Origin of the sequence: Azonexus sp. (assembly GCF_049652925.1) — a bacterium.
In the GTDB taxonomy this organism is placed as follows: domain Bacteria; phylum Pseudomonadota; class Gammaproteobacteria; order Burkholderiales; family Rhodocyclaceae; genus Azonexus.
This window is the reverse complement of the sequence record NZ_JBASFI010000010.1, coordinates 155922-181626: the sequence shown is the minus strand read 5'-3', so window position 1 is coordinate 181626 and position 25705 is coordinate 155922. Positions and strand designations below refer to the sequence as shown.

Annotated in this window: 25 protein-coding genes; all 25 read left to right on the top strand. The window is 54.1% G+C overall.

The features are described from left to right. Positions 1–13: 13 nt before the first annotated feature. The 25 genes from WBK19_RS03920 (at position 14) to ppa (ending at position 25704) form a co-directional block, all read left to right on the top strand. Positions 14–367, top strand: a complete 354-nt coding sequence (locus WBK19_RS03920) for a hypothetical protein (RefSeq protein WP_511287130.1) — start codon at positions 14–16, stop codon at positions 365–367. A gap of 98 nt (positions 368–465) precedes the next feature. Continuing rightward, entirely contained in the window at positions 466–1470 is a 1005-nt protein-coding gene (gene galE, locus WBK19_RS03915; protein ID WP_511287128.1) for a UDP-glucose 4-epimerase GalE, read from the top strand. Between the two features lie 264 nt (positions 1471–1734). Then, positions 1735–2808, top strand: a complete 1074-nt coding sequence (gene gmd / locus WBK19_RS03910; protein WP_511287126.1) for a GDP-mannose 4,6-dehydratase — start codon at positions 1735–1737, stop codon at positions 2806–2808. A gap of 37 nt (positions 2809–2845) precedes the next feature. Then, complete coding sequence (locus WBK19_RS03905) at positions 2846–4069, top strand: methyltransferase domain-containing protein (protein WP_511287124.1); 1224 nt, start codon at positions 2846–2848, stop codon at positions 4067–4069. Between the two features lie 12 nt (positions 4070–4081). Then, entirely contained in the window at positions 4082–4468 is a 387-nt protein-coding gene (locus WBK19_RS03900; RefSeq protein WP_511287122.1) for a cupin domain-containing protein, read from the top strand. Next, the gene (locus WBK19_RS03895) at positions 4461–5621 is read left to right on the top strand and encodes a DegT/DnrJ/EryC1/StrS family aminotransferase (RefSeq protein WP_511287121.1); all 1161 of its coding nucleotides are present in this window, start codon (positions 4461–4463) and stop codon (positions 5619–5621) included. The genes WBK19_RS03900 and WBK19_RS03895 overlap by 8 nt, the downstream gene beginning before the upstream one ends. Before the next feature lie 71 nt (positions 5622–5692). After that, positions 5693–6463: a class I SAM-dependent DNA methyltransferase gene (locus tag WBK19_RS03890; RefSeq protein WP_511287119.1), complete on the top strand. Its 771-nt coding sequence runs from the start codon at positions 5693–5695 to the stop codon at positions 6461–6463. 42 nt (positions 6464–6505) lie between these two features. Beyond that, positions 6506–7804, top strand: a complete 1299-nt coding sequence (locus WBK19_RS03885) for a lipopolysaccharide biosynthesis protein (RefSeq protein WP_511287117.1) — start codon at positions 6506–6508, stop codon at positions 7802–7804. A 159-nt stretch (positions 7805–7963) separates the two neighbouring features. After that, positions 7964–9031, top strand: a complete 1068-nt coding sequence (locus tag WBK19_RS03880) for a glycosyltransferase (RefSeq protein ID WP_511287115.1) — start codon at positions 7964–7966, stop codon at positions 9029–9031. A gap of 106 nt (positions 9032–9137) precedes the next feature. Continuing rightward, positions 9138–10250: a glycosyltransferase family 4 protein gene (locus tag WBK19_RS03875; protein ID WP_511287113.1), complete on the top strand. Its 1113-nt coding sequence runs from the start codon at positions 9138–9140 to the stop codon at positions 10248–10250. Then, the gene (locus tag WBK19_RS03870) at positions 10250–10858 is read left to right on the top strand and encodes a sugar transferase (protein WP_511287111.1); all 609 of its coding nucleotides are present in this window, start codon (positions 10250–10252) and stop codon (positions 10856–10858) included. The genes WBK19_RS03875 and WBK19_RS03870 overlap by 1 nt, the downstream gene beginning before the upstream one ends. Continuing rightward, positions 10855–11514, top strand: coding sequence for an acetyltransferase (locus WBK19_RS03865; RefSeq protein ID WP_511287109.1), 660 nt, complete (start codon positions 10855–10857; stop codon positions 11512–11514). Before WBK19_RS03870 ends, WBK19_RS03865 begins: the two co-directional genes overlap by 4 nt. Before the next feature lie 4 nt (positions 11515–11518). Further along, positions 11519–12694 carry a DegT/DnrJ/EryC1/StrS family aminotransferase gene (locus WBK19_RS03860; protein ID WP_511287107.1) on the top strand — a complete coding sequence of 392 codons (1176 nt, stop codon included), beginning with the start codon at positions 11519–11521 and terminating at the stop codon, positions 12692–12694. A gap of 57 nt (positions 12695–12751) precedes the next feature. Beyond that, on the top strand, positions 12752–14578 hold the full coding sequence (locus WBK19_RS03855) for a polysaccharide biosynthesis protein (protein WP_511287105.1): 1827 nt from the start codon (positions 12752–12754) through the stop codon (positions 14576–14578). Positions 14579–14624: 46 nt separating this feature from the next. Beyond that, positions 14625–16559, top strand: coding sequence for a bifunctional 3-phosphoshikimate 1-carboxyvinyltransferase/cytidylate kinase (locus WBK19_RS03850; RefSeq protein WP_511287103.1), 1935 nt, complete (start codon positions 14625–14627; stop codon positions 16557–16559). 89 nt (positions 16560–16648) lie between these two features. Then, positions 16649–18328: a 30S ribosomal protein S1 gene (gene rpsA, locus WBK19_RS03845; RefSeq protein WP_226404481.1), complete on the top strand. Its 1680-nt coding sequence runs from the start codon at positions 16649–16651 to the stop codon at positions 18326–18328. Between the two features lie 12 nt (positions 18329–18340). Beyond that, complete coding sequence (locus WBK19_RS03840; protein WP_117609136.1) at positions 18341–18625, top strand: integration host factor subunit beta; 285 nt, start codon at positions 18341–18343, stop codon at positions 18623–18625. Positions 18626–18695: 70 nt separating this feature from the next. After that, the gene (locus tag WBK19_RS03835) at positions 18696–18977 is read left to right on the top strand and encodes a LapA family protein (protein WP_511287101.1); all 282 of its coding nucleotides are present in this window, start codon (positions 18696–18698) and stop codon (positions 18975–18977) included. Continuing rightward, a complete protein-coding gene (gene lapB, locus WBK19_RS03830) occupies positions 18974–20146 on the top strand; it encodes a lipopolysaccharide assembly protein LapB (RefSeq protein WP_511287099.1) in 1173 nt (390 codons plus the stop codon). Before WBK19_RS03835 ends, lapB begins: the two co-directional genes overlap by 4 nt. An 8-nt stretch (positions 20147–20154) precedes the next feature. Beyond that, the gene (locus WBK19_RS03825) at positions 20155–21474 is read left to right on the top strand and encodes a UDP-glucose dehydrogenase family protein (protein ID WP_511287097.1); all 1320 of its coding nucleotides are present in this window, start codon (positions 20155–20157) and stop codon (positions 21472–21474) included. 3 nt (positions 21475–21477) lie between these two features. Then, a complete protein-coding gene (rfaE1, locus tag WBK19_RS03820) occupies positions 21478–22413 on the top strand; it encodes a D-glycero-beta-D-manno-heptose-7-phosphate kinase (RefSeq protein WP_511287095.1) in 936 nt (311 codons plus the stop codon). 9 nt (positions 22414–22422) lie between these two features. Then, positions 22423–23421 (top strand): ADP-glyceromanno-heptose 6-epimerase, encoded by a 999-nt coding sequence (gene rfaD, locus WBK19_RS03815; RefSeq protein WP_511287093.1) that lies wholly within the window; start codon positions 22423–22425, stop codon positions 23419–23421. Beyond that, positions 23414–24313 (top strand): cysteine synthase CysM, encoded by a 900-nt coding sequence (gene cysM, locus WBK19_RS03810; protein ID WP_511287091.1) that lies wholly within the window; start codon positions 23414–23416, stop codon positions 24311–24313. Before rfaD ends, cysM begins: the two co-directional genes overlap by 8 nt. Further along, positions 24310–25095 carry a 3'-5' exonuclease gene (locus WBK19_RS03805; protein ID WP_511287089.1) on the top strand — a complete coding sequence of 262 codons (786 nt, stop codon included), beginning with the start codon at positions 24310–24312 and terminating at the stop codon, positions 25093–25095. Before cysM ends, WBK19_RS03805 begins: the two co-directional genes overlap by 4 nt. 60 nt (positions 25096–25155) lie before the next feature. Beyond that, positions 25156–25704, top strand: coding sequence for an inorganic diphosphatase (ppa, locus tag WBK19_RS03800; RefSeq protein WP_511287087.1), 549 nt, complete (start codon positions 25156–25158; stop codon positions 25702–25704). The last annotated feature ends 1 nt before the right edge of the window (position 25705 follow it).

Here is a 25705-nt window from a genome sequence, read left to right as displayed (position 1 = left end):
CGCGTCTCTGGCATTGTCCGACGCGACATTCCCGAGGATGCCGCGTGGCGAAGGCTTGATGCTGCATCTGGCCGAGGCGCCATACGAAACCGGACGCAGCGATGTGCTGCTCAAGGTCAAACGATGGCAGGACGCCGAAGCCGTGGTCATCGGCCATCAGCCGGGCAAGGGGCGCTTTGCCAGCATGCTCGGCGCCTTGAAAGTACGCACGCCTGAGGGGAAGGAGTTTCTGTTGGGCACGGGTTTCTCGGCGGCGCAAAGACGTGATCCGCCCCCTCTGGGGACGACGGTGACCTACCGCTACCGCGATGTCACGGGTAACGGCCTGCCGCGATTTGCCAGTTTTCTGCGCATTCGGGATGAGTAACTCGGTACAAGCCCGACTTCATTTCTTTGCCTCGGTTGTAATGCGTCCGTGACCTCGAACGGGTAAAATCCCACCTTTATTTTCCACGGCGAATAACGATGATTTTCGTGACTGGCGGGGCCGGCTATATCGGCTCGCATACCTGTGTCGAACTTATTCAGTCCGGTCAGGAAGTGGTGGTTTTCGACAACTTTTCCAATAGTCATCCGGAATCGTTGAAACGTGTCGAGGCCATCACCGGCAAGAAAATCCACTGCGTCGAGGGCGATATCCGGGACCAGGCAGCCGTGGCTGCTGCTTTGCGGCAATTCGATTGCCAAGCGGTCATCCATTTTGCCGGGCTGAAAGCGGTTGGTGAATCAGTCGAAAAACCGCTTGAATACTACGACAACAATGTCATCGGCACGCACCGCCTGCTCAGCGCGATGGGCGAGTGCGGCGTCAAGACGCTGGTTTTCAGTTCCTCCGCGACCGTCTACGGCGAGCCGCAACGCCTGCCACTGACCGAAGATCACCCGCTCTCGGCAACCAATCCCTACGGCCGGACGAAGCTGGTCATCGAAGACATGCTGCGCGACCTTTACCGCTCCGATCCAACCTGGCGAATCGGTATCCTGCGCTACTTCAATCCGGTCGGCGCCCACGAAAGCGGCCTGATCGGCGAAGACCCGCAAGGCATCCCGAACAACCTGATGCCCTTCGTCGCCCAGGTGGCCGTTGGCCGGCGTGAGCAACTGAAGGTCTGGGGCAACGACTACCTGACGCCAGACGGCACCGGCGTGCGCGACTACATCCATGTCGTAGACCTGGCCCTAGGCCACCTGAAGGCGCTGGAGCGCCTGAACGAGGCGCAATGCTTCGAAGTGAATCTAGGTACCGGCACCGGTTACAGCGTACTTGACGTGGTCAAAGCATTCGAAAAAGCCAGCGGCCGTCCGGTGCCCTACGAACTAGCGCCGCGCCGGTCTGGCGATGTGGCCTCCTGCTACGCCGCCCCGGCTTTCGCTGCCGAGCTGCTCAACTGGCGTGCTGAACGCAATATGGACGCCATGTGCATTGATGCCTGGCGCTGGCAGAGCAACAATCCGAATGGGTTTCGATAATTGAATTAGCCGCTTACGGTAAGACCATGATTATTCGTCGTTACCGATGACGCAGGCTCGCAGTTGTGCGTGTCTTCTACGGTCAACCGGGAAAATCTGCCAAAAACGAATTTCGTTTTCTGCGTATGTCGATCGATAGGAATTAGTGAGCGTTTCGTATGTCAGGGCTACGGCTCGAGTTAGCCAAGCGTCTGTGCCAGCGGGATTGGGCGCATGTCCTCGAATAGAATAATTAGATCGGCACAAATATAGAGAGGGAAATTTGTGAAAAGAGCTTTGATCACAGGGGTGACTGGCCAGGATGGTGCCTACTTGGCTGAGTTTTTGATCCGGAAGGGTTACGAAGTTCATGGCATTCGTCGTCGCTCCTCGATGTTCAATACTGCTCGTATCGACCATTTGTATAGCGATCCTCATGAGCACGAGGGAAATCTTGTCCTGCATTATGGTGATATGACTGACTCGAGCAGTTTGCTGCGAATTGTTGAGCAGTCACAGCCTGATGAGGTATATAACCTTGCCGCCCAGAGTCATGTCGCTGTCTCGTTCGAAGAGCCTGAGTACACGGCCAATTCCGATGCCGTAGGCGTTTTGCGTCTGCTCGAAGCCTTGCGTATTGTCGGGTTGGCGAAGAGTGCGCGTTTTTACCAAGCATCGACCTCTGAGTTATACGGATTGGTCCAAGAGTCGCCACAGCGCGAGACAACGCCGTTTTATCCGCGGTCTCCTTACGCTGTTGCGAAGCTTTACGGCTACTGGATTACGGTGAATTATCGGGAGGCCTACGGCATGTTTGCCTGCAACGGCATCCTGTTCAATCACGAATCCCCTGTTCGTGGGGAAACGTTTGTGACGCGCAAGATTACTCGTGCCTTGGCTCGTATCAAACTCGGTATGCAGCGACAATTATTCTTGGGTAATCTGGATGCAAAACGTGATTGGGGTCATGCGAAGGATTACGTCGAGATGCAGTGGCTGATGCTTCAGCAAGATCTTCCGAGTGATTACGTTATAGCGACCGGTCAGCAATATAGCGTTCGTGAATTTGTCACGCTGGCGGCTAAACGCTTGGGTTTGGTCATTGAGTGGTCAGGCCATGGTATTGAGGAGAAGGGCTATCTCTCGGATGGTCGTTGTGTCGTCGTAGTGGACCCAGCTTATTTCCGTCCCACAGAGGTGGAAACGCTCCTCGGTGATGCCAGCAAGGCGCGAGAAAAGCTTGGCTGGGTGCCAAAAATAAACTTTTCTGAGTTGGTGGACGAGATGGCGGATGCTGATTTGGCGGAGGCTGAAGGTGAGTTGCGTGCTGCTGGAACGCGCCGAAAGTCACTGTACTGAGGTCTTAACTCATTGGTCCGAACGGTAAGGGGGGCGTGTGAAGATTATTAAATGTCGAATTTGTGATTCAGAACATCTGGAAAAAATAGTGGACCTTGGGTACCACCCGTTGGCCGACACGTTTCTGTCTGAGGAACTGCTGTTTGGGCCTGAAGTAACTTACCCATTGCAGCTTGGGTCATGTCGAGCTTGTGGCCATGTATTTACGCTGTACTCGGTGTCGGCGGTCGAGCGCTACCAAAAACAAGACTATAGCTATGACTCATCAAATTCGAAGGTCTCTATCTCGCACTTTCATGAGTTTGCACAGGCGGTGCTTGCAGAAAAGGTGCTTGGGCCCGGTGCATTGATTGTTGATATTGGTAGCAATGTTGGAACTTTGCTTTCACATTTCAAGGCTTTCGGGCATTCCAATGTTCTGGGTGTCGAGCCCTCGGGAAACATCTCAGCCATAGCTGTTTCCAATGGTATCCCGACGTTGAATGATTTTTTTGGTAACGGGATTGTCGGAGCACTTCAAGAGAGCGGGCCGGTTCAGGTGTTATTAAGCGCCAATGTGCTTAATCATGCCGACGATCTAAATGGTTTGCTCCAGACGGCAAAGCAGGTTCTTGCCCCTGAGGGTATTTTTGTCTTCGAGGTTCCGTACCTTATGGATCTTATCAAAGGCACAGCCTTTGACACCATCTACCATGAGCACGTCCATTACTACGGCATAAAACCACTTGCCGCATGCCTGCAACGAAATGGATTCTCGATCTTCAAAGTCGAGAATCTTGACTATATGTGCGGATCAATTCGGGTTTACGCTCGGCTCGGCAGCAATCATTCGCCAGCAGTCTCCGGCATGATTGCTACCGAGGATGCCTTTGGGTTGTACGAATTGGCCACCTATCAGCAGTTTATGGAACGAGTGCGTGCGGTAAAACTCACGGTATGTGCCCACCTAGCGAAGATTCGTATAGATGGTGGAAAAATCATCGGGATCGGGGCAGCAACGAAGGGTAATACGTTCCTGAACTATTGCCGCCTCGATGCAGACACCATCGCCTACATCACAGATTCCTCACAATTGAAGATCGGCAAGCTGACTCCTGGCTCGCATATCCCGATCGTTGCCGACCAAGATATCGATGCGGCAGCCACACACGCCCTGATCCTTCCATGGAATATAGCCCCGATGCTGCAAAAAAAATTGGCGCATCTAGGGTTGCAGTTTTATGTTCCACAAGTCCAGACTCTTCAAGATTCAACACACTGAAAGGTACCTCCGATGGAACTTATCGCTCTAAGCCCGGCGTTTTCCGATGCGCGCGGCAGTATTACAGATTTGATTTCCGATAATGAAATCAATGCAGTGACACTGATTACCTTTACAAAAGGAGCGGTACGCGCGAATCATTATCACGAACGGACGATACAGTGGAACTACGTGATATCTGGCAAAATTCTGCTGGTCACACAAATGCCAGGCATGGATAAAATTGAATGCGTGCTTAAGCCCGGTGACTTTGCTGTGACACGTGAGAATGAGCGCCATGCCCTCAAAGGATTGGAGAATTCTGAAGTCTTGATCCTCACCAAAGGCCCTAGAGCTGGCTCGCAGTATGAGGACGACACATTTCGGCTCTCAGAGCCACTGATTCTCTCTGATGCGTGAGGTTGGCATGCAAGTTCCTGTGTCGCGCCCCCACCTCGGCGAAGCCGAGATTATCTATGTCAACAAGGCGCTCCAAGCAAACGCTGTGTCGGGCGTATATGGCGAGTTCATCGAGCGCTTTGAAAGTGAGTTCGCAGCATTTTGCGATTCGAAGTATGCGATATCCTGCTCGAATGGAACAACCGCGCTACACCTTGCCATGGCAGCTGCAGGTGTGAAGGAGGGTGATGAGGTCTTGGTTTCGACCTTGACCAACATGGCTTCATTCTTTGCGGTGCTTTATCTTGGAGCCAAACCGATTCCGGTTGATATTGATCCGGAAACACTGACCATGGCGCCGGCCGATCTGGAACGCAAAATTACCAAGAAATCGCGTGCGATCATGGTGGTGCACCTGTTTGGCCACCCAACCGACATGGATCCAATCAACGAATTGGCGCGTCAGCATGGGCTATTGGTGTTTGAGGACTGTGCCGAGGCGCACGGTGCTACATACAAGGGAAAGAAGGTTGGTAGCCTGTCGCACGCGAGCGGCTTTAGTTTCTTCGCAAACAAGGTGCTCACCACCGGCGAAGGAGGTATGGTCACAACCGATGACCCGCAGATCAACAAGAAAGCCCGAAGTCTGAAAGCGCTAGCCTTCGGTTCAGTGAACAAGTTCATGCACGAGGACATTGGTTTCAATTACCGAATGACCAATCTGCAGGCTGCGTTGGGCTGTGGTCAGATGGAGCATGCCGATCAACTCGTTGAGCGTCGCAGGGAGATCGCGCACTTCTACACAGCGGCACTAAATAAGTACTCAGATGATCTGGCTTTACCAATCGAAAAGTCTTGGGCCAAGTCGGTTTACTGGATGTATCACATCGTCTTGCGCGATCGCCTCGCGGCGCGGCGTGGTGACATCATGGCGGCCCTTAAGCGTGAAGGTATTGAAACCCGTGAAGGCTTTATACCGTACAACATGCAGGAAATTTTCCTCAATCGCGGATGGACCAGGGTCGAAGACTGTCCAAATGCCAACAAAGTTGCCTATTCAAGCTTCTACTTGCCTACAGGTCCGGATATTTCCCAAGATGAACTCGACTATGTCGCGAACAAGTTCAGTGTGATACTCGAAAAATTTTCCGTTGGCACTGACCGTTCGGCTTAATGAGTCCTTGGGGCAGATGAAGCACATTTAATAAGCTGAATTTCTTACGCTCGACTCACCGGAATGAAACTATGAGTGTTTTTGACTCCCTCTATGCAGGCCAGTATGACCAGTTTTATGCCGAAAAGAACTATTCCAGCGAATGCAATTTGGTGGAAGAGGCGGTCAAACTGTTTGGGCAACATGTGCCTGACACCGTACTTGACATCGGTTGTGGTACTGGCGGCCACGCGATTGAGCTAGCACGGCGTGGCTATCATGTTACGGGTGTCGACTTGTCGCCATCAATGCTGGACGTTGCCAAAAATAAGGCAGCGTCGTTAGACAGCGCTCAGCGACCAGTTTGGCTCTGTGGAAATGCGCGCGATTTCGATGCAGGTATGTCATTCGATCTCGGAATAATGATGTTTGCGGTGATCGGGTATTTGACAACAAATGATGATGTCCTGAGATGTTTGAGGAATGTTCGTCGCCAACTCAAGCCAGGAGCCCTCTTCGTTTGCGATTTCTGGTATGGACCCTCCGTGTTATCGGTACGGCCGACCGATCGGATACGCGTTCTCCCAACCCCCGGTGGGCAGCTTATCAGGGCCGCAACAACAAAACTGGATATCTCGAGCCATACGGCTGATGTTAATTTTCGATTATGGGAGATCGAAGGCAACATGGTGAAGAGCGAGACTAGCGAAACGCATAAATTGCGCTATTTCTTTCCGCAAGAGTTTGAGTTGATGTTGAGTTGCTCTGGATTTAGGCTTGCCAGAATATCGGCCTTCCCGTTCCTAGATCGGCCTCTTGATGATCAAACATGGAATTCGCTTGTGGTGGCTCGTGCAGTCTGATGGTGGTGTTCCTGTGTGTGGAGCGCAGCAATTGAATTTCGCATGAAAAAAAGGGGGCGTTTATATTCCAACCTGCGCTGGCAGTTTGTTGCAAACATAGCTCAAGCTGCTTTGGGTGGATTGTTTCTACTAGCGCTTGGAATGCTTCTGGGGGTCGAAGGCTTCGGGCAGTACTCCATTACTACTGCTTTAGTCTCTGTTGCCTTTCTTTTCTTTGATGCGCGAATTCAAGATGTTGTCGCAAAAAATCTGTTCTCTGCGGATGAGAGGTCCATTTCTGGCGTAGAGCATCGGACTCTTCTGTTCGATCTTTTTACGCTCGAGTGTTTGCTTAAGATAATCCCACTGTTGGGGGTAGTACTCGCAGCAGAGTATCTAGCTAGTTTTAGTCAACTCCCATCTGACGGTGTGCATTGGATTATTTTGGCTGCGCTTGGCGTGACTCTGTCCAAGAGCGGAGCGGGGCTTGCGACGGGGGTGCTCCGCGTTCTGGGGCGCACGGATTTGATTGCGCTATTTATGTCGATGGACTGGGGATTCAAGTTGCTCTCAGTCCTTTGTGTTGCTTGGCTGGCGACTCTGAATGTCGCATTGGCGCTTTGGGTCGTAATCGTGATCGGCGGCATCACGAACGGGCTTCAGCTTTACGTAGCGCATACCCTGTACTCGGAACTCCATGGCAGAGATTGTTTGGATTGGTCATTTTCTGGGTTGTTTGGTCGGGTTGGCGTGCATGGGAGAATAATTCTCACGAATATTGGAGTATCCGGTTCCGACGCAATGTCAAAGGATCTAGATGTTGCTTTGATCTCGTCGCTGTTGAGTGCAGAGCAGGTGGGTGGCTACAAAATGGCCAAGAGTATTGTTCAGGTCGTGTGGCGAGCTGTGGATCCCATATATCTTGCCATCATGCCGGAGGTACAGAAGCTGTGGCACTTAGGGGACCGCAAAACGCTTTTTGGCTTACTCCGAAAATTGTCGTTGGTAGTTCTGGTATATGCAGGCTTTATTTCATTAGTGACATGTTTTTGTATTTATTGGCTTGACGATCTATTGGTCGGGAAAGGTTATGGCGACTTATTAACGCTTGTATTTGTAATGATCACTTGGGTCATATGGTGTGCCCCACTCCTTTGGGGGCATCCGCTTTCCGTGGCAATTGATCGGCCGGAGTTCCAGTTTTACGGTGGGCTTCTGGGTACGGGAGTTGGTTTGATCGCATTTTATTTTCTTACTCCTGCATTGGGTGTTGTCGGTTCCGGTATTGCATGGAGCTTGACACTGATTGTTGGGTTTTCCTTCACAGCGATGGCGTCTGTATTTCGAGCGCTCAGGCAGTGAGAGGTAATCGCATGGGCATTATTAACGTTTGAAGGCGGGAGCAAGCCCATTTTATTTCTGTGTCGTAGAAATGTTGCCGTGGGCCAAATAATTATTCTGTGAATCTGGCTGTTGTCCTTCTGAGCCAAAACGCAGAGGGAAAACTGGAGTTGGTCATTGATGAAAATATCGGTAATTTTGAATCGAGCAAACAGATCTTGGATCTTGCAGAAAATTGCGGAAAACTTGTGTGAGTCTCTTGTTTCTGCGGGGCATATTGCCTTGATAAGTGAATGTCCAGATAGCTCTGCCGATATCATTCATCATATGAGCTGGGCTTTTTCTAACATCAAGGTTGCCCAACCTTCTACAATGTTGATAACCCATCTCGATGATTTTCATAAGGTTCGTCAAGTAAAAGAGATGCTTGCTTCCACAGTTTCTGTGGGGGTGTGTATGTCAAGTCATACCATGCACTATTTGATTAGTCAGGGGGTGCCGGAGGAAAAGCTCTTTTACATTAGTCCTGCGCACGATGCCTTGTTGGCGCCACGTCGGATAGTTATTGGAGTTACCACCAGGCTTTATCCGGATGGGCGCAAAAGAGAGTCCTTGCTTAAAGGACTCGCTGAGCGTATTTCGTTATTAGCTTTCGAGTTCCGAATTTTTGGTGAAGGCTGGGATGCGATTGTGCCGGTACTCGAAAAAGCAGGGGCTAAGGTTACTTATTTCAGAGAGTCCGATGATTACAGAAAGGATTATGAAATCATGCTTTCTGAGATCCCCAAATTTGACTACTACTTATATCTCGGATTGGATGAAGGATCTTTGGGTACCTTGGATGCGCTTTGTGCTGGTGTGCCAACAATTGTTACTCCGCAAGGTTTTCATGTAGATCTGCCTGGCGGGATTACCCATCCTGTAGTAACAGAGAGTGATCTTGTGTCAGTTTTTTCCGAGATTCAGTCTGGTTCCCGAAGTCGGCGATTAGCTGTGTCAGATTTGACATGGGAGCGCTATGCGGAAAAACATATTGTTCTTTGGCAATCGCTTCTCGCCCATGGGGAAGTTCCAGTATTGGATGGGACGGAAAAGAAATATATTTCAAATCCGGCGGTCGAGGGTGAGATTGCTCGCACATCTCTCGCCAATTCTTTTAGTGTGCGAAGGATACTTGCGAGTATCAGTCATCACCCACGTCTACGTAGAGTGAGGAGTCTTGTGGATAAAGTCCGTTTGGGCCGCTAGATCAATGTTGTCAATGCAGTGACAAAATGTGCTGCCATGAGCATAGAAGCATTTTTGGGAGAAACCTGCCTCCGATGTAAGAGGTCTCTCGTTGGATGGGAACATAATGAAGTTTTTGCTGATTGCGGGTTATCCTGACTCGCTATTGAACTTCAGGGGAGCATTGATTTCTGCCCTGCAGCGCAAGGGATTGGAGGTGCATGTTGCTGCTCCCGATCTGCCGAATGATTCAGAACTCCGCTTGCGCATGGAAAGCCTTGGAATCGTTGTCCACACTATCCCTCTGCAGCGTGCTGGAGTGGATCCGTATGCGGATTTCAAGGCGCTCCTGTGTTTGTGGCAATTGGTTCGTAGAGTTCGCCCCGACGCCGTTCTTTGCTACACGATAAAGCCTGTTATCTATGGGTTGATAGCTTCTTGGCTGGGAAAAGTACCGCGGCGATTCGCTCTGATCACTGGTCTCGGTTATGCGTTTCTCGACGAAGGAAGGCGAGGGGCATTACGTTCATTGGTTCAGAAGCTTTACGGGTTTGCATTGCGCCATGCGCATAAAGTTTTTTTTCAGAACCTTGACGACGAAGCTCTGTTTCGTTCGGAAGGTCTTTTACCGTCCGAGGTGCCTTCGGTTGTTTTGAATGGATCCGGAGTCGACATTGCTGAATATAAACCTTCGCCAATTCCGAAAACTACGCGTTTTCTATTGATTGCACGCCTGTTGGGTGACAAAGGTGTGCGTGAGTATGTGGAGGCGGCACGGAGTCTGAGTGCGGAATATCCCGACGTCACATTTTCGCTTGTCGGTTGGATCGATGAAAACCCCGATGCAGTCAGGCTGGAAGAACTGGAGCATTGGATAAATGAGGGGGCTATTGAATTCTTGGGCAGGCTAAGCGACGTGCGCCCGGCAATCGCAAATTCAAGTGTCTATGTTCTTCCTTCTTACAGGGAAGGTACCCCGCGAACTGTGTTGGAGGCGATGGCAATGGGGCGACCGATTATCACCACAGATGCCCCAGGGTGCAGGGAAACAGTTGTCGATGGTGACAATGGATTTTTGGTTCCCGTAAAGTCGGTAGAAGGCTTGATCGTTGCCATGAAACGCTTTATTGACGATCCCTCTCTGGCGCTTTCGATGGGACAACGTTCGTGCCATATTGCACGTGAAAAGTATGATGTGACCCAGGTGAATTGCCGGATGCTTTTCGAGATGGATATTTAATGATTAAGCGTTTGTTTGACATCCTCGTGTCAGCGATTGGGTTGTTACTGCTTACCCCAGTAATTGGGTTTGTGGCTTGGCTAATACGCCACAAACTGGGGGCGCCGGTATTTTTTCGTCAAATGCGCCCCGGCTTGTACGGCCAGCCCTTTCAAATGATTAAGTTTCGAACTATGCGGGATGCCGTCGATTCGCATGGCAACTCCTTGCCGGACTCCGAGCGGATGACACCGTTTGGTTGTACTTTGCGTTCGGCTAGTCTGGATGAACTACCCGAATTATGGAACGTGTTTAGGGGGGAAATGAGTCTGGTTGGACCGCGTCCCTTGCTGATGGAATATCTCCCTCTTTACAATCAGGAACAATATCGTCGTCACGAAGTTCGCCCTGGGGTGACGGGTTGGGCGCAAGTGAACGGACGCAATGCCTTAAGCTGGGACGAGAGGTTTAAATTGGATGTCTGGTATGTGGATAACCAGTCATTTTGGTTGGATTTGAAAATTCTATTTCTTACCGTCAAAAAAGTATTCGTGCGAGAGGGGATCAGTGCCGATGGCAATGTAACGATGCCGCGGTTTACGGGGTCGATATCTGGGAAGGCGGAATGATTCAGAAGTTGTACGCTGTCTATGGAGCGAGCGGATGCGGCCGGGGGGTAATGCCTTTGGCGCGAGAGCAATTGCGCCGAGACGGGATTCCAATTGAGAGACTCGTCTTTGTCGACGACAACCCAGAGGCGGCTGTCGTGAATGGTCAGCGAGTCTTGTCCTATCACGAATTTCTGGATGTTCCTGCGAACGAGCGCCTCGTCGTCCTTGCTATTGCGAATAGTCTGGTTCGAGAGCGACTTGCTGATCGTTGTGCAAGTGATGGGGTGCTTCCGTGGTCTGTGAGCGCTGGTAATGTCGTTTCGCTGGATGCTGTTCAACTTGGTGAGGGTGCGATCCTGTGCCCTTTCGTTACCTTGACGTCCAATATTTTCATTGGCCGGCATTTTCAAGCGAATCTTTACAGCTATGTCGAGCATGACTGCGTGATTGGTGATTTCGTTACCTTCGCACCTGGAGTCAAGTGCAACGGTAATGTTGTCATCGAGGATCATGCCTATATTGGTACTGGAGCCGTCATCAAACAAGGCAAGCCGGGGCAGCCTCTGGTTATAGGCAAAGCCGCGTTAGTCGGTATGGGCGCCGTTGTCACGAAGAGTGTTCCACCGGGAGCGACTGTGATTGGAAATCCGGCAAGATTGTTAGTGAAAGGTTGAGGTAGTGCTGAATACACCATTTTCTCCGTGGCCTAGCTTTACGGCAGAGGAGTCTGATGCAATCCGTGATGTGATTTTGTCGAATCGTGTGAATTACTGGACTGGGCAGGAGTGTCGCGAGTTTGAAAAAGAGTTTGCCGCGTGGTGCGGGGCTGGTTTTGCGACTGCGCTAGCTAATGGCACACTGGCACTCGATTTGGCATTGAAAGCGCTGGGTATTGGACAGGGCGATGAGGTGGTGGTGACGCCACGTACCTTCATTGCCTCAGTTTCGTGTGTTGTCAATGCCGGGGCAGTTCCGGTGTTTGCAGATGTTGAGTCCGATAGCGGAAATATTTCGGCAAGGACAATCAGCAAGGTTCTGACGGTTAGGACAAAGGGGATAATTTGTGTGCATCTTGCCGGCTGGCCGTGTGACATGGATCCGATTATGGAACTGGCGAAAGAGCATGGCCTGCTCGTGATTGAGGATTGTGCACAGGCACATGGTGCACGTTATAAGGGGCGTTCGGTCGGATCGATTGGTCATGTGGGCGCGTGGTCCTTCTGTCAGGACAAAATCATGACTACTGGGGGCGAAGGAGGGATGGTTACGACGAATGACCGTGCCCTTTGGTCGCGTATGTGGTCTTTCAAGGATCATGGGAAGTCGTGGGGCGCTGTCTATGAGCGGCAACATCCCCAGGGGTTTCGCTGGGTTCACGAAAGTTTCGGGACGAACTGGCGGATGCTCGAAATGCAGGCCGTAATTGGCAGAATCCAGCTTGGTCGCATGTCTGATTGGCATTCGGCTCGTTTGGCTCATGCACAAAAAATATGGGATTGCGCCCGATGCGTGGAGGGGTTGCGAGTGCCGCCTGTTCCCGACTTTATCGAGCATGCAGCTTACAAATGTTATGTTTTTGTCGAGCCATGGAAATTGAATCCGGCGTGGAGTCGGGATCGCATCATTGAAGAGATTTCTGCTCGTGGTGTGCCTTGCTATTCAGGGTCTTGTTCGGAGGTCTATCTTGAACGGGCCTTTGACGATACGCCTTGGCGGCCACAGCAGCGCTTGGCTGTTGCCAAGGAATTGGGGGAAACCAGTTTGATGTTCTTGGTTCACCCAACTTTGACCGGAGAAGAAATTGAAAAGACATGCAATGTGCTGACCGAGGTGATGGCGCGTGCGATTGCTTAATACCTTCTCCGGCAAGTGCTTTGGAAGCCAGCCAGATCAATTGTTGGGCGGTCACGTATGAGCAGTCTGAATGTAAACCCGCGGACTTTTGCAGCTTTCATTCACGATTTGCTGGCAGTCGTTGCGGCCTGGATGCTGGCCTTCATGCTGCGCTTCAACTTCGATGTTCCTCAAGAATTTGCTGATTCTGCACTCCATTCACTGCTCTGGGTGCTGCCGCTGTTCGGCGGGCTATTTTTCGTGTTTGGCCTCTATCGCGGACTCTGGCGATTTGCCAGCCTTTCCGACTTGCAGCACATTCTGTCTGCCATAGCGGCGGGTGCAGTGCTGACGATGATGGCGGTTATTTTTGTCAGGCTCGGCCCCGTTCCACGTTCAGTGTTGGTCTTGCACCCGTTGTTGCTGGCTTTGATGATGGGCGGCAGTCGTTTTGTCTATCGTAGCTGGAAGGAGCATCGTTTATACGGCCCAGCGAAGATGCGTGGCCAGCCCGTGTTGGTTCTTGGCGCTGGAGAGGCTGCAGATTCATTGCTGCGTGAGTTGAGCCGTAGTGGACTCTGGTATGCGGTGGCTCTAGTTGACGACAATCCCGCCAAGATGGGGCGTCGGTTGAGAGGTTTGCCGGTATCCGGGCCACTTTCCGAGGTGCCGAAGGTGGCTGAGAAATATGGTGTCAAGCATGTCGTCATGGCCTTGCCGGATGCAAAACCGGTTGAGCGGCGGCGAGTAGTTGATTTGGCATCGGCCGCTGGGTTGACAGTGATGACCATGCCTTCCTACGATGATTTGCTGGCGGGGCGTTTGTCTGTCTCGAATATCCGGCGCGTCGAATTGGAGGATCTTCTTGGTCGCGAAGCCGTCTCGCTGGACGATGCCGGCCTGCATGGCTTGTTGAGCAATCGTGTTGTCTTGATCAGTGGTGCCGGAGGCTCCATTGGTTCCGAATTGTGCCGGCAGATTGCCCGATTTTCACCGACCCGGCTCATATTGCTGGAGTCATCCGAGTTTGCGCTGTATCGGATCGATGAGGAGTTGGCGCAGTCCTTCCCCGGACTGGCGCGTAGTTGCTGGGCAGGTGATGTTCGTGATGGTGAGCGTGTGGCAGAAATTCTCTCGGCTGAGCGCCCGGCTGTAATTTTCCATGCGGCGGCGTACAAGCATGTGCCGCTGATGGAACATGCCAATGCCTGGCAGGCTGTGCGCACAAACGCACTGGGAACACTGACCCTTGCTAGGGCGGCGCAAAGGGCTGGCGTCGACAAATTTGTCATGATTTCCACGGACAAGGCGGTCAATCCGACCAATGTGATGGGGGCGAGCAAACGCTTGGCGGAGCGCCTTTGTCGAGCGATCCAGGAGGGGGGCGAGACGCGTTTCATCACTGTCCGTTTCGGCAATGTGTTGGGGAGTAATGGCAGCGTCATACCCAAGTTTCGCGAACAGATTGCGCGGGGAGGCCCGGTGACGGTAACCCACCCGGATATCGTCCGATATTTCATGACTATCCCCGAGGCGGCACAGTTGGTGTTGCAAGCTGGTTGCATGGGGCTGGGCGGCGAGATTTTTGTGCTCGACATGGGGGAACCCGTGAGAATTGTCGATCTGGCCAACGACATGATCCGGCTTTCCGGGTTTTCCGAGGATGAAATTCAGCTCGAATTCACCGGTTTACGACCCGGAGAGAAGCTGTATGAAGAGCTGTTGGCCGATGACGAAACCACCTTGCCTACGCCGCACCACAAGCTGCGAATTGCCCGGCTGGCTGACAGCATGAGTGATTCGGAATATCAGAAACTACTGCTCTGGCTGGCTCCCGGCGTACGCGACGCTGGCGAGGTCAAGGCCGGTTTGAAGTGTTTTGTGCCTGAGTACGTTGTGAATTGATCAGCAGCGATGACAGGCTTTCCCCTCTGTAAAAACGGAGTTTTCCTTGAGTACTGAATTTCTCGATCTTCCCGAATTGATCTCTGCTGGTGGCACGGTCCGCCTTCCCGGTTCGAAAAGTATTTCCAACCGGGTGCTGTTGTTATCGGCGCTCTCCGAAGGCACAACCGAAGTCCGCGATCTGTTGGCGTCGGATGACACTGAGCGGATGCTGGATGCGCTGAAGATTCTCGGCGTCGGCGTTACCCATCTGGGGGGCGAGAACTGGCTGATCAAGGGGGGGGGGCTGTTTTCAATAAAAAAGGCAGAGCTTTTCCTCGGCAATGCCGGGACAGCGTTTCGTCCATTGACGGCAGCGCTGGCGCTGGCTGGAGGCGACTATGTACTCAAGGGCGTGGCGCGCATGCATGAGCGGCCGATTGGCGATCTGGTCGATGGCCTGCGACAAGTCGGGGCGGATATCACTTATCTTGGCAACGAGGGTTATCCGCCGCTGCATCTGAAGCCGGCAAATATTGTCCCAGGGGGGATGGTCAAGGTGCGTGGCGATGTCTCCAGCCAGTTTTTGACTGGCTTGCTGATGGCTTTGCCGCTGACTGGGCAGACGGTTGCGGTCGACGTGGTTGGCGAGCTGATTTCAAAACCCTACATCGAGATTACGCTGGCGACCATGGCGCGTTTTGGCGTGCAGGTTCAGCGTAATGGCTGGCAGCGGTTTACGGTGCAGGCTGGTAGTCGCTATGTCTCGCCGGGAACGATTTACGTTGAAGGCGATGCATCATCGGCCTCATATTTCCTCGCTATGGGGGCCATTGGCGGTGGGCCGGTTCGAGTCGAGGGTGTTGGGCGCGACTCAATTCAGGGTGATGTTCGATTTGCTGAGGCGTTGGCCAAAATGGGGGCGAAAATCGAGATGGGGCCCAACTGGATGGCCGCATGTGCTCCGCAAGGTGGGCTTGCCGCTGTCGACCTCGATTGCAACCACATTCCCGATGCGGCGATGACGCTGGCGACGACCGCGCTGTTCGCCAAGGGTACGACCACGCTACGTAACATCGCCAGTTGGCGGGTCAAGGAAACTGACCGCATCGCGGCGATGGCGACCGAATTGCGGAAATTGGGTGCTGTGGTCGAAGAGGGTGAGGATTTCATTAGTGTTACTCCAGCTAACCTCAAACCAGCCGCCATTGATACTTACGACGACCATCGCATGGCAATGTGTTTCTCATTGGCCGCTTTCGGTACGCCGCTGCGCATTAACGATCCAAAGTGCGTGGCCAAGACTTTCCCGGATTATTTTGAGCGCTTTGCGGCGGTCACCAAAGCAGCGCCGGTCATCGCCATCGATGGCCCTTCGGCTTCCGGCAAGGGAACTGTAGCAGCGCGGGTGGCTACAGCACTTGGTTACGCTTATCTCGATTCCGGTGCACTTTACCGGTTGACCGCGCTAGCCGCTCGACAGGCTGTTGTTGATTGGGCGAACGAGGCTGCTGTGGCGGCCATTGCCGCCGAACTCAACGTCGAGTTTTCAGGCGGCGATATCCGCCTAAATGGTGAGCTTGTCGGTGACGCCATTCGTACAGAAGAAATCTCGGCGGGGGCCTCAATAGTTGCGGCCCTGCCTGCTGTACGGGAAGCGCTGCTGTTCCGCCAGCGGACTTTCAACAAACTGCCCGGCTTGATTGGCGACGGGCGTGACATGGGCTCGGTCGTCTTTCCTCACGCAGTGCTCAAGGTCTTCCTGACAGCAAGTGCCGAAGCGCGCGCAGAACGGCGTTATAAGCAGTTGATCGAAAAAGGATTCTCTGCTAATCTCGCGGACCTTCTGTTGGACTTGAAGCAACGTGACGAGCGCGATTCGCAGCGCAGCGTTGCTCCACTCCGGCAAGAGGCAGATGCCAAGCTGCTCGACACCACGCATCTCACCATCGAACAGGCGGTGAATCAGGTGTTGGTCTGGAGCAGGGAAGCGTTGCAGTAAGGTGTTGCCGGCCAGGTGGTCGGTAATTTGTTTTAAACCCTAACCCGCTGTGAATTTCACGATTCGTGGCATGAAAGTTCTCTCCGTCAATGGAATCTTTTGCTCAACTATTTGAAGAATCCCTGGCTCGCCAGGAAATGCGTCAAGGCGAAGTCATCACTGCAGAAGTGGTGCTCATCGATCACAATTTCGTTGTGGTCAATGCCGGCCTGAAATCGGAATCCTATGTTCCGCTCGAAGAATTTCTGAATGATCAGGGCGAACTCGAAGTCAAGGTGGGCGATTTCGTCCAAGTGGCTATCGAAATGCTGGAAGACGGCTACGGCGCCACGCGCCTGTCCCGCGATCGCGCCAAGCGCATCGCTGCCTGGAACTTCCTGGAAGAAGCCCTGAACAACAACTCCCTGGTTACTGGCACCATCACCGGCAAGGTCAAGGGCGGTCTGACCGTCATGTCCAACGGTGTCCGTGCGTTCCTGCCGGGTTCCCTCGTCGACATGCGTCCGGTCAAGGACACTACGCCGTACGAAGGTAAGACCATGGAGTTCAAGGTCATCAAGCTTGACCGCAAGCGCAACAACGTCGTGATGTCCCGCCGTGCCGTGCTCGAAGCCACCGCTGACAAAGATCGCGAAAAGCTCCTCGAGAACCTCAAGGAAGGCACCACCGTCAAGGGTATCGTCAAGAACATCACCGACTACGGCGCATTCGTCGACCTCGGCGGTATCGATGGCCTGCTGCACATTACCGACCTGGCTTGGCGCCGTGTCCGCCACCCGAGCGAAGTGCTCAATGTTGGTGACGAAGTTACCGCCAAGATCCTCAAGTTTGATGCTGAGAAGAACCGCGTCTCTCTGGGTATGAAGCAACTGGGCGACGATCCGTGGGTTGGTATTGCCCGCCGTTACCCGGCTGGTACCCGCCTGTTCGGCAAGGTCACCAACCTGACCGACTACGGTTCATTCGTTGAAATCGAACAAGGCATTGAAGGCCTGGTTCACGTTTCCGAAATGGACTGGACCAACAAGAACGTTCATCCGTCCAAGGTTGTCCAGCTCGGCGACGAAGTCGAAGTCATGATCCTGGAAATCGACGAAGAACGTCGTCGTATCTCTCTGGGTATGAAGCAGTGCCAAGCCAATCCTTGGGACGACTTCGCGATGAACCACAAGAAGGGTGACAAGGTTAAGGGCGCCATCAAGTCGATCACCGACTTCGGCATCTTTATCGGCCTGCCTGGTGGTATCGATGGTTTGGTTCACCTGTCTGACCTGTCCTGGTCGGCGACCGGCGAAGAAGCCATCCGCAACTTCAAGAAGGGCGACGAAGTTGAGGCGCTGGTCCTCGGCATCGACGTTGAGAAGGAGCGTATCTCCCTCGGTATCAAGCAGATGGAAGGTGATCCGTACACCAACTTCATCGCTACCCACGAAAAGAACAGCATCGTGAACTGCACTGTCAAGACGGTCGACGCTCGCGGCGCAGTGCTGACCCTGGATGGTGAGAACGAAGGTTACCTGCGTGCTTCTGAATTCTCGCGTGATCGTATCGATGACCTGTCGCAGCACCTCAAGGTGGGCGATACGGTTGAAGCCATGATCATCAACGTGGATCGCAAGACGCGTGGTATCAACCTTTCCATCAAGGCCAAGGACAATGCCGAACAGCACGAAGCCATGCAGAAACTTTCTGCTGAGTCTTCTGCCGCTGCTTCCGGTACGACCAACCTGGGTGCTCTTTTGAAGGCCAAGCTTAACCAGCAAGGCTGATAAGGCAATAGCATGACCAAATCTGAGCTCATCGCCCGGCTGGCGGAGCGGTTTCCCCAGTTGGTGGCGAAAGATGCTGATTTTGCGGTCAAGATGATTCTCGATGCGATGTCCGAAGCACTTGTGCGAGGGGATCGCATCGAGATCCGTGGATTCGGCAGCTTTGCGCTCAACTATCGGCCGCCGCGTACTGGCCGTAACCCCAAGTCAGGGGAAAAGGTTGGCGTCCCGGCCAAGTGGGTTCCCCACTTCAAGGCTGGAAAAGAATTGCGCGAAAGGGTCGATCAGGCGATCTGACGTCGGGCTTGGCCCAATGTGGTAGATTCAGGGCAGTGAATGATTTCACTGCCCTTTTTTATTGAATGTCATGACAGCACTGACTTGGGCCATACGGGCCATTATTTTTGTCTTTCTGGTTGTATTCGCGACCCAGAACACCGATCCGGCAAGCCTTCGCCTTCTACCAGGAACAGTCTGGCAGACGCCCTTGGTGATCGCCTTGCTGGCCTTCTTTATTGGTGGCGTGATACTTGGCGCGCTGTCGCTGCTTGGCGTTATTTTCCGGCAGCGTCGGGAAATCTCGCGCCTGAAACGTGAGGCTGTGGAAAAGCCAGCTTCGCTTACTTCGGAAGTGCCGCCAAACGCATGAATGAATTATTCGAATACTGGCAACTGCTGCTAATACCGGCCTTTTTTGCTCTGGGCTGGATCGCTGCCCGCGTAGACATGCAGCAGGTCGTGCATGAGTCGCGTACCCTGCCTCGTTCCTATTTCCAGGGCTTGAATTTCCTGCTCAATGAGCAGCCGGACAAGGCAATCGACTCATTTCTCGAGGTTGCCAAAGTCGATTCGCAGACCGTTGAGCTGCATTTTGCGCTCGGTAACCTGTTTCGCCGGCGTGGCGAAACGGAGCGTGCCATACGCATGCACCAGAACCTCATCGACTTGCCTGACCTTGACGACAAGGTCCGTTTGCAGGCGCTGTCCGAGCTCGGGCAGGACTACCTGAAGGCGGGACTGCTCGATCGGGCTGAAGAAATTTTCAATAAATTGCTGGGAACCGACTTTGAGGAAGAGGCCAAGCGCAATCTTCTGGAGATCTATCAGGTCGAGAAAGAGTGGCTGAAGGCCGTCGAAATTGCTCGTGAACTCCCGGATGTCGCCTCGCATCGCGATATCGCCGAGTACTACTGCGAGTTGGCCGCCAATGAAATCATGCGCTCCCGTCCGGAGTCCGCACGTGAATACCTGGAGGTGGCTACCCAGGAGAACAGAAAGTGTGTTCGGGCCAGCCTGTTGCAAGGGGATCTTTTGATTCAGGAGGCGGATCTCAATGGCGCTATTGAAGCGTGGCAGCGTATTGAACAGCAGGATCCGGCGTATATGGCGCTGGTTGCCCAACGACTCCTGGACGCTTACCGCAAGCTGGAACGGCCTGCTGAGGGTATCGCACTGTTGAGTGGTTATCTCGAGCGTTACCCCTCCCTCGATTTGCTCGAAGTGGTCTATCAACTGGTCCTTGAGAGTGAAGGTGTCGAGGCGTCCTATCGCCTGGTGCGCGCCGAATTGCAGCGTAATCCCACCTTGCTTGGCCTGGAAAAACTGATGAGTGCGCGTTTGCCGTTAGTGGCGCCGGAGGTTCGTCCGGATGTCGAATTGGCGCGAACCATTATCCAGACCTATACGAAACGTCTGTCGCGCTATCGATGCGATAATTGCGGTTTCAGAGCCCGCCAATTTTATTGGCGTTGTCCGGCTTGTGGTGGTTGGGAAACCTACCCGCCGCGTCGCAGTGAAGAATTCGATCAATCCTTGTAGGAAGCCTTATGAAAATCACCGTTGTCGGCACCGGCTATGTCGGTCTGGTCAGTGGCACCTGTCTGGCTGAAGTGGGTAATGACGTCCTTTGTCTGGACGTCGATCCCGAGAAAATTCGTATTCTCGAAGAAGGTGGTATCCCCATCTTCGAACCCGGTTTGCAGGAGATGGTTCGCCGCAATGTCGCCGCGGGCCGTCTGCACTTCACCACCGACGTTGAAAAAGCGGTATTGCACGGCACGATCCAGTTCATCGCGGTTGGTACGCCGCCTGATGAAGACGGTTCGGCCGATCTTCAGTACGTTCTCGGTGCGGCCCGCAATGTCGGCCGTTTGATGACTGACTACAAGGTCATCGTCGACAAGAGCACCGTGCCGGTGGGTACCGGTGCCAAGGTCAAGGCCGCCATCGCGGACGAACTCGCCAAACGCGGTGTCGAAATTCCCTACAGCGTTGTCTCCAATCCGGAATTCCTCAAGGAAGGCGCGGCCGTCGAAGACTTCATGCGTCCTGACCGCATCGTCGTCGGGGCCGAAGAAGAGCAGGCCATTCACCTCATGCGTGCCCTTTACGCACCCTTCCAGCGTAATCACGAACGTTTGATCATTACCGATGTGAAGAGCGCCGAACTGACCAAGTACGCCGCCAACGCCATGCTGGCAACGCGCATTAGTTTCATGAACGAACTGGCCAATCTGGCTGAAGTGCTTGGCGCCGATATTGAAATGGTTCGTCAGGGCATTGGCTCTGATCCGCGCATTGGCTACCACTTTCTCTATCCGGGCTGCGGCTATGGTGGCTCCTGTTTCCCCAAGGACGTCAAGGCACTCATCGCGACGGCCAAGGACGACGCCGACATCACCCTCAAGGTGCTGACCGCCGTCGAGGAAGCCAATGATGCCCAGAAGCACGTGCTGACCCGCAAGCTCAAGGCCCGTTTTGGCGACCTCAAGGGCAAGCATTTCGCTCTGTGGGGCCTGGCCTTCAAGCCGAATACCGACGACATGCGCGAAGCGCCCAGCCGTGAACTGATTGCCGACCTGTTCTCCGCCGGCGCCACCGTGACGGCCTACGATCCTGTTGCCATACATGAAACTCAGCGCATCTACGGTGATGACAGCCGTCTGCAATACGCTGAAAACCCGATGGGGGCTCTCAACAACGCGGATGCGCTGCTGATCGTTACAGAATGGAAGGAATTCCGTAGTCCGGATTTTGAGGCCATCAAGGCAACGCTCAGGAGCCCGGTGATCTTCGACGGCCGTAACCTGTATGACCCGAAATTCGTGCGTGCTACAGGCATCGAGTATTTCGCAATCGGACGCTGATCAATGAGCAGCAGCATGCTGGAAAAGATTTCGCAGGTTCGCCTGCTGGTTGTTGGCGACGTCATGCTGGATCGTTACTGGTTTGGCGAGGTCAGCCGAATTTCTCCGGAAGCGCCGGTGCCGGTGGTCAAGGTCCAGCGCATGGAAGAGCGGCTAGGCGGCGCGGCCAACGTCGCCCGCAACGCCGCTTCGCTCGGTGCGGTTTCGGCCTTGCTGTCGGTGGTTGGTGACGACGAAGCGGGGCGTACGCTGGGGCGCCTGCTCGAAGAAGGTCAAATTGATGCTAATTTGCACGTTGACCGCGAAATCGACACTACAGTGAAGTTGCGCGTCATCGGGCGCCAGCAGCAACTGTTACGTATCGACTTCGAGACGACGCCTTCGCACGAAGTGCTGCAGGCCAAGCTGGCTGATTTTGAAACCCGGGTTGTCCAGTCCGATGTTGTTGTCCTTTCCGACTACGGCAAGGGCGGGCTGACGCATATCGCCGAAATGATCCGCATCGCCCGTTCCCACGACAAGCCGGTCCTCGTCGATCCCAAGGGCGATGAGTGGGGCAAGTACTCAGGTGCTACCGTGATTACGCCCAACCGTTCCGAATTGAAAGAGGTTGTCGGACGCTGGTCCTCTGATGACGAACTGGCTGCCAAGGCGCGCAAGTTGCGCGGCGAGCTTGGTCTCGAAGCCTTGCTGGTTACCCGTAGCGAAGAGGGGATGACCCTTTTTGCCGATGAAATCCACCATCAGCCGGCCCTGGCGCGCGAAGTTTTCGATGTCTCCGGTGCAGGGGACACCGTGATTGCCACGCTGGCCGTCATGATCGCCGCTGGCGCCGATTGGGCCGAAGCCATTCGTGTCGCCAACATCGCCGCCGGCATCGTCGTCGGCAAACTTGGTACCGCCGTTGTCAGCCGTGAAGAACTTGCCGCAGCCCTGTAAGGAATAATCATGTACACAGTCGTTACCGGCGCTGCCGGATTCATTGGTTCCAATATCGTCAAGGCGCTCAACGAGCGGGGCGTAACGAAGATCATCGCGGTCGACAATCTGACCAAGGCTGACAAGTTCAAGAACCTGATCGATTGCGAAATTGCCGATTACATCGACAAGAACGATTTCATCGCACGCATTCAGGCCGGCCATTTCGATGGCGAGATCGATGCCATTTTCCACGAGGGTGCCTGTTCAGACACCATGGAAACCGATGGTCGCTACATGATGGAAAACAACTTCCGTTATTCATCCATTTTGCTCGACTGGTGTCTCGATCAGGATGTTCAGTTCCTCTATGCCTCCAGCGCCGCCACCTACGGCGCCAGCAATGTTTTCAAGGAAGAGCGCCAATACGAAGGGCCGCTCAACGTTTACGGCTACTCGAAGTTCCTGTTCGACCAGATCGTTCGCCAGAAGCTGGCGCAGGACCCATCTTCGCAGATCGTCGGCTTCCGCTACTTCAACGTCTATGGTCCGCGCGAAACGCACAAGGGGCGCATGGCCTCCGTCGCCTTCCACAACTACAACCAGTTCAAGGCCGATGGCAAGGTCAAGCTGTTCGAAGGTTCGCACGGCTACGAGAACGGCGGCCAGCAGCGCGATTTCGTCTTTGTCGGCGATGTTGCCAAGGTCAATCTGTACTTCCTTGATCACCCGGAAAAATCCGGCATCTTCAATCTCGGCTCCGGTCGGGCGCAGAGTTTCAACGATGTGGCGGTTGCTGCGGTCAACGGCTGCCGGAAGGCAAAAAGCGAAGCGCCGTTGGGTCTCGACGAACTGCGGGCACAGGGCTTGCTCGAATACGTCGCCTTCCCCGAGGCGCTGAAAGGCAAGTATCAGGCATTCACCCAGGCCGATCTGACGCGCCTGCGCGACGCCGGCTACGCTGCACCGATGGCCACGGTTGAGGAGGGCGTCTCCCAATACATCGAGTGGCTCCATAAAAATGTATAAAACCCTGCAGGATTTTGTTGGAAACACGCCGCTGGTTCGCCTGGTGCGCATTCCGGGGGCCGACAACGACCGGCGCGGCAACGTCATTCTCGCCAAGCTCGAAGGCAACAACCCGGCCGGCTCGGTCAAGGACCGTCCGGCGCTGTCGATGATTGTCCATGCCGAAGCGCGTGGAGACATCAAGCCGGGTGACACGCTGATCGAGGCGACTTCCGGCAACACCGGCATCGCGCTGGCCATGGCTGCTGCCATCAAGGGCTACAAGATGATTTTGGTCATGCCCGAGAACCAGAGCATCGAACGCCGGCAGAGCATGCGCGCTTACGGCGCCGAACTGGTGCTGACGCCGAAAGACGGCGGCATGGAGCTGTGCCGCGATGTGGCCGAAAAAATGCGCGACGAAGGCAAGGGCATCATCCTCGACCAGTTTGGCAACCCGGATAATCCGCTCGCCCATATTGAGGGCACCGGCCCGGAAATCTGGCGCGACACCGATGGCAAGATCACGCATTTCGTTTCCAGCATGGGGACGACCGGTACCATCATGGGCACCTCGGCCTTCCTAAAGACGCAGAATCCGGACATCCAGATTGTCGGTTGCCAGCCCGAAGATGGCAGCCAGATACCCGGCATCCGCAAATGGCCGGAAGCCTACCTGCCTAAAATTTTCGATAAAAATCGGGTTGACCGTGTAGAAAGCGTCAGTCAGGCCGATGCCGAGGCCATGACGCGCCGACTGGCGATGGAAGAGGGCATCTTTGCCGGCATTTCCTCTGGCGGCGCCTTGGCGGTGGCCTTGCGCCTGTCGCAGGAGCTGGAAAATGCCGTGATCGTCACCATTGTTTGCGACCGTGGTGACCGCTACCTGTCGACTGGCGTTTTTCCGGCATGAAGCCTGTTCTCGTCTTTGATATTGAGACCATTCCGGATGTCGCCGGCCTGCGCCGGCTGAACGACCTGCCTGCCGGGCTTTCCGACGATGAAGTGGCCGAGCTCGCTTTCCAGCAGCGGCGCGCCAAGACGGGCCACGATTTTCTGCAATTGCACCTGCAGCGCATCGTTACTATTTCCTGTGTTCTGCGTACCAGCGAGGGACTGAAAGTTTGGTCGCTGTCCGAGCCGGACCTCAACGAAGGCGCCATCATCCAGCGTTTCTTCGACGGTATCGAGAAATTCACGCCGCAGATTGTTTCGTGGAACGGCAGTGGTTTCGACCTGCCGGTGCTGCACTATCGCGGCATGTTGCATGGTGTGGCGGCGCCGCGTTACTGGGATCTTGGCGATGGCGACTACGCCGACTCGCGTGATTTTAAGTGGAACAACTACATCAGCCGCTATCACATGCGTCATCTCGATCTTATGGATCTGCTGGCACTCTACAACGCCCGCGCCAACGCGCCGCTCGATGATCTGGCCAAGCTCTATGGTTTCCCTGGCAAGCTCGGCATGGATGGCGGGAAGGTCTGGGAGGCCTGGCAGGCTGGCAAGAGCGCCGAGATTCGCGATTACTGTGAAACTGATGTCATCAATACCTACCTGGTCTATAACCGCTTCCGCCGCATGCGCGGCGAGCTGACCGCCGCCGAAGAACTGGCCGAATGCGATTTCGTCAAGGCCCAGCTTGGCAAAATCGGCGCCCCGCACTGGCAAGAGTTTCTCGCCGCCTGGCAGTAAATAAGCGCCGCCTCGACGTTATAATTACAAGTTCTCAAACCCAACCGCAGAGAGATAACGATGGCTCTTAACAACGTCCCCTCCGGCAAGTCCCTGCCCAACGATTTCAATGTCATCATCGAAATCACGGCCCATTCCGATCCTGTCAAATACGAAGTCGACAAGGAAAGCGGCGCGATTTTCGTCGATCGTTTCATGTCGACCTCGATGCACTATCCCTGCAACTACGGCTACATTCCGCACACCATCGCTGGCGACGGCGATCCGGTCGATGTGCTGGTCGTCAGCCCGTTTTCCCTGCCGCCGGGCGTTGTCGTGCGTTGCCGCCCGCTTGGTCAGTTGTCGATGACTGACGAAGGTGGCGAGGATGCCAAGCTGCTGGCCGTGCCGGTCGACAAGCTGACCCCGCTCTACAAGGACGTCCAGACCTACGAAGACATGCCGGAACTGCTGCGCAAGCAGATCGCGCACTTCTTCGAGCACTACAAGGATCTCGAGCCGGGCAAGTGGGTCAAGGTCAATGGCTGGGAAGGCATTGATGCAGCCCGTAATGAGATTTTGACCGGCATTCAGCGTTACAACGACGCGAAAGACAAGCCGGCTTACTAAG

Bases quoted from the DNA above. Each gene is read 5' to 3' on its own strand.
- galE (WP_511287128.1), top strand. From the start codon at position 466: ATGATTTTCGTGACTGGCGGGGCCGGCTATATCGGCTCGCATACCTGT.
- WBK19_RS03900 (WP_511287122.1), top strand. From the start codon at position 4,082: ATGGAACTTATCGCTCTAAGCCCGGCGTTTTCCGATGCGCGCGGCAGT.
- WBK19_RS03895 (WP_511287121.1), top strand. From the start codon at position 4,461: ATGCGTGAGGTTGGCATGCAAGTTCCTGTGTCGCGCCCCCACCTCGGC.
- WBK19_RS03890 (WP_511287119.1), top strand. From the start codon at position 5,693: ATGAGTGTTTTTGACTCCCTCTATGCAGGCCAGTATGACCAGTTTTAT.
- WBK19_RS03885 (WP_511287117.1), top strand. From the start codon at position 6,506: ATGAAAAAAAGGGGGCGTTTATATTCCAACCTGCGCTGGCAGTTTGTT.
- WBK19_RS03880 (WP_511287115.1), top strand. From the start codon at position 7,964: ATGAAAATATCGGTAATTTTGAATCGAGCAAACAGATCTTGGATCTTG.
- WBK19_RS03875 (WP_511287113.1), top strand. From the start codon at position 9,138: ATGAAGTTTTTGCTGATTGCGGGTTATCCTGACTCGCTATTGAACTTC.
- WBK19_RS03870 (WP_511287111.1), top strand. From the start codon at position 10,250: ATGATTAAGCGTTTGTTTGACATCCTCGTGTCAGCGATTGGGTTGTTA.
- WBK19_RS03865 (WP_511287109.1), top strand. From the start codon at position 10,855: ATGATTCAGAAGTTGTACGCTGTCTATGGAGCGAGCGGATGCGGCCGG.
- WBK19_RS03855 (WP_511287105.1), top strand. From the start codon at position 12,752: ATGAGCAGTCTGAATGTAAACCCGCGGACTTTTGCAGCTTTCATTCAC.
- rpsA (WP_226404481.1), top strand. From the start codon at position 16,649: ATGGAATCTTTTGCTCAACTATTTGAAGAATCCCTGGCTCGCCAGGAA.
- WBK19_RS03840 (WP_117609136.1), top strand. From the start codon at position 18,341: ATGACCAAATCTGAGCTCATCGCCCGGCTGGCGGAGCGGTTTCCCCAG.
- WBK19_RS03835 (WP_511287101.1), top strand. From the start codon at position 18,696: ATGACAGCACTGACTTGGGCCATACGGGCCATTATTTTTGTCTTTCTG.
- lapB (WP_511287099.1), top strand. From the start codon at position 18,974: ATGAATGAATTATTCGAATACTGGCAACTGCTGCTAATACCGGCCTTT.
- WBK19_RS03825 (WP_511287097.1), top strand. From the start codon at position 20,155: ATGAAAATCACCGTTGTCGGCACCGGCTATGTCGGTCTGGTCAGTGGC.
- rfaE1 (WP_511287095.1), top strand. From the start codon at position 21,478: ATGAGCAGCAGCATGCTGGAAAAGATTTCGCAGGTTCGCCTGCTGGTT.
- rfaD (WP_511287093.1), top strand. From the start codon at position 22,423: ATGTACACAGTCGTTACCGGCGCTGCCGGATTCATTGGTTCCAATATC.
- cysM (WP_511287091.1), top strand. From the start codon at position 23,414: ATGTATAAAACCCTGCAGGATTTTGTTGGAAACACGCCGCTGGTTCGC.
- WBK19_RS03805 (WP_511287089.1), top strand. From the start codon at position 24,310: ATGAAGCCTGTTCTCGTCTTTGATATTGAGACCATTCCGGATGTCGCC.
- ppa (WP_511287087.1), top strand. From the start codon at position 25,156: ATGGCTCTTAACAACGTCCCCTCCGGCAAGTCCCTGCCCAACGATTTC.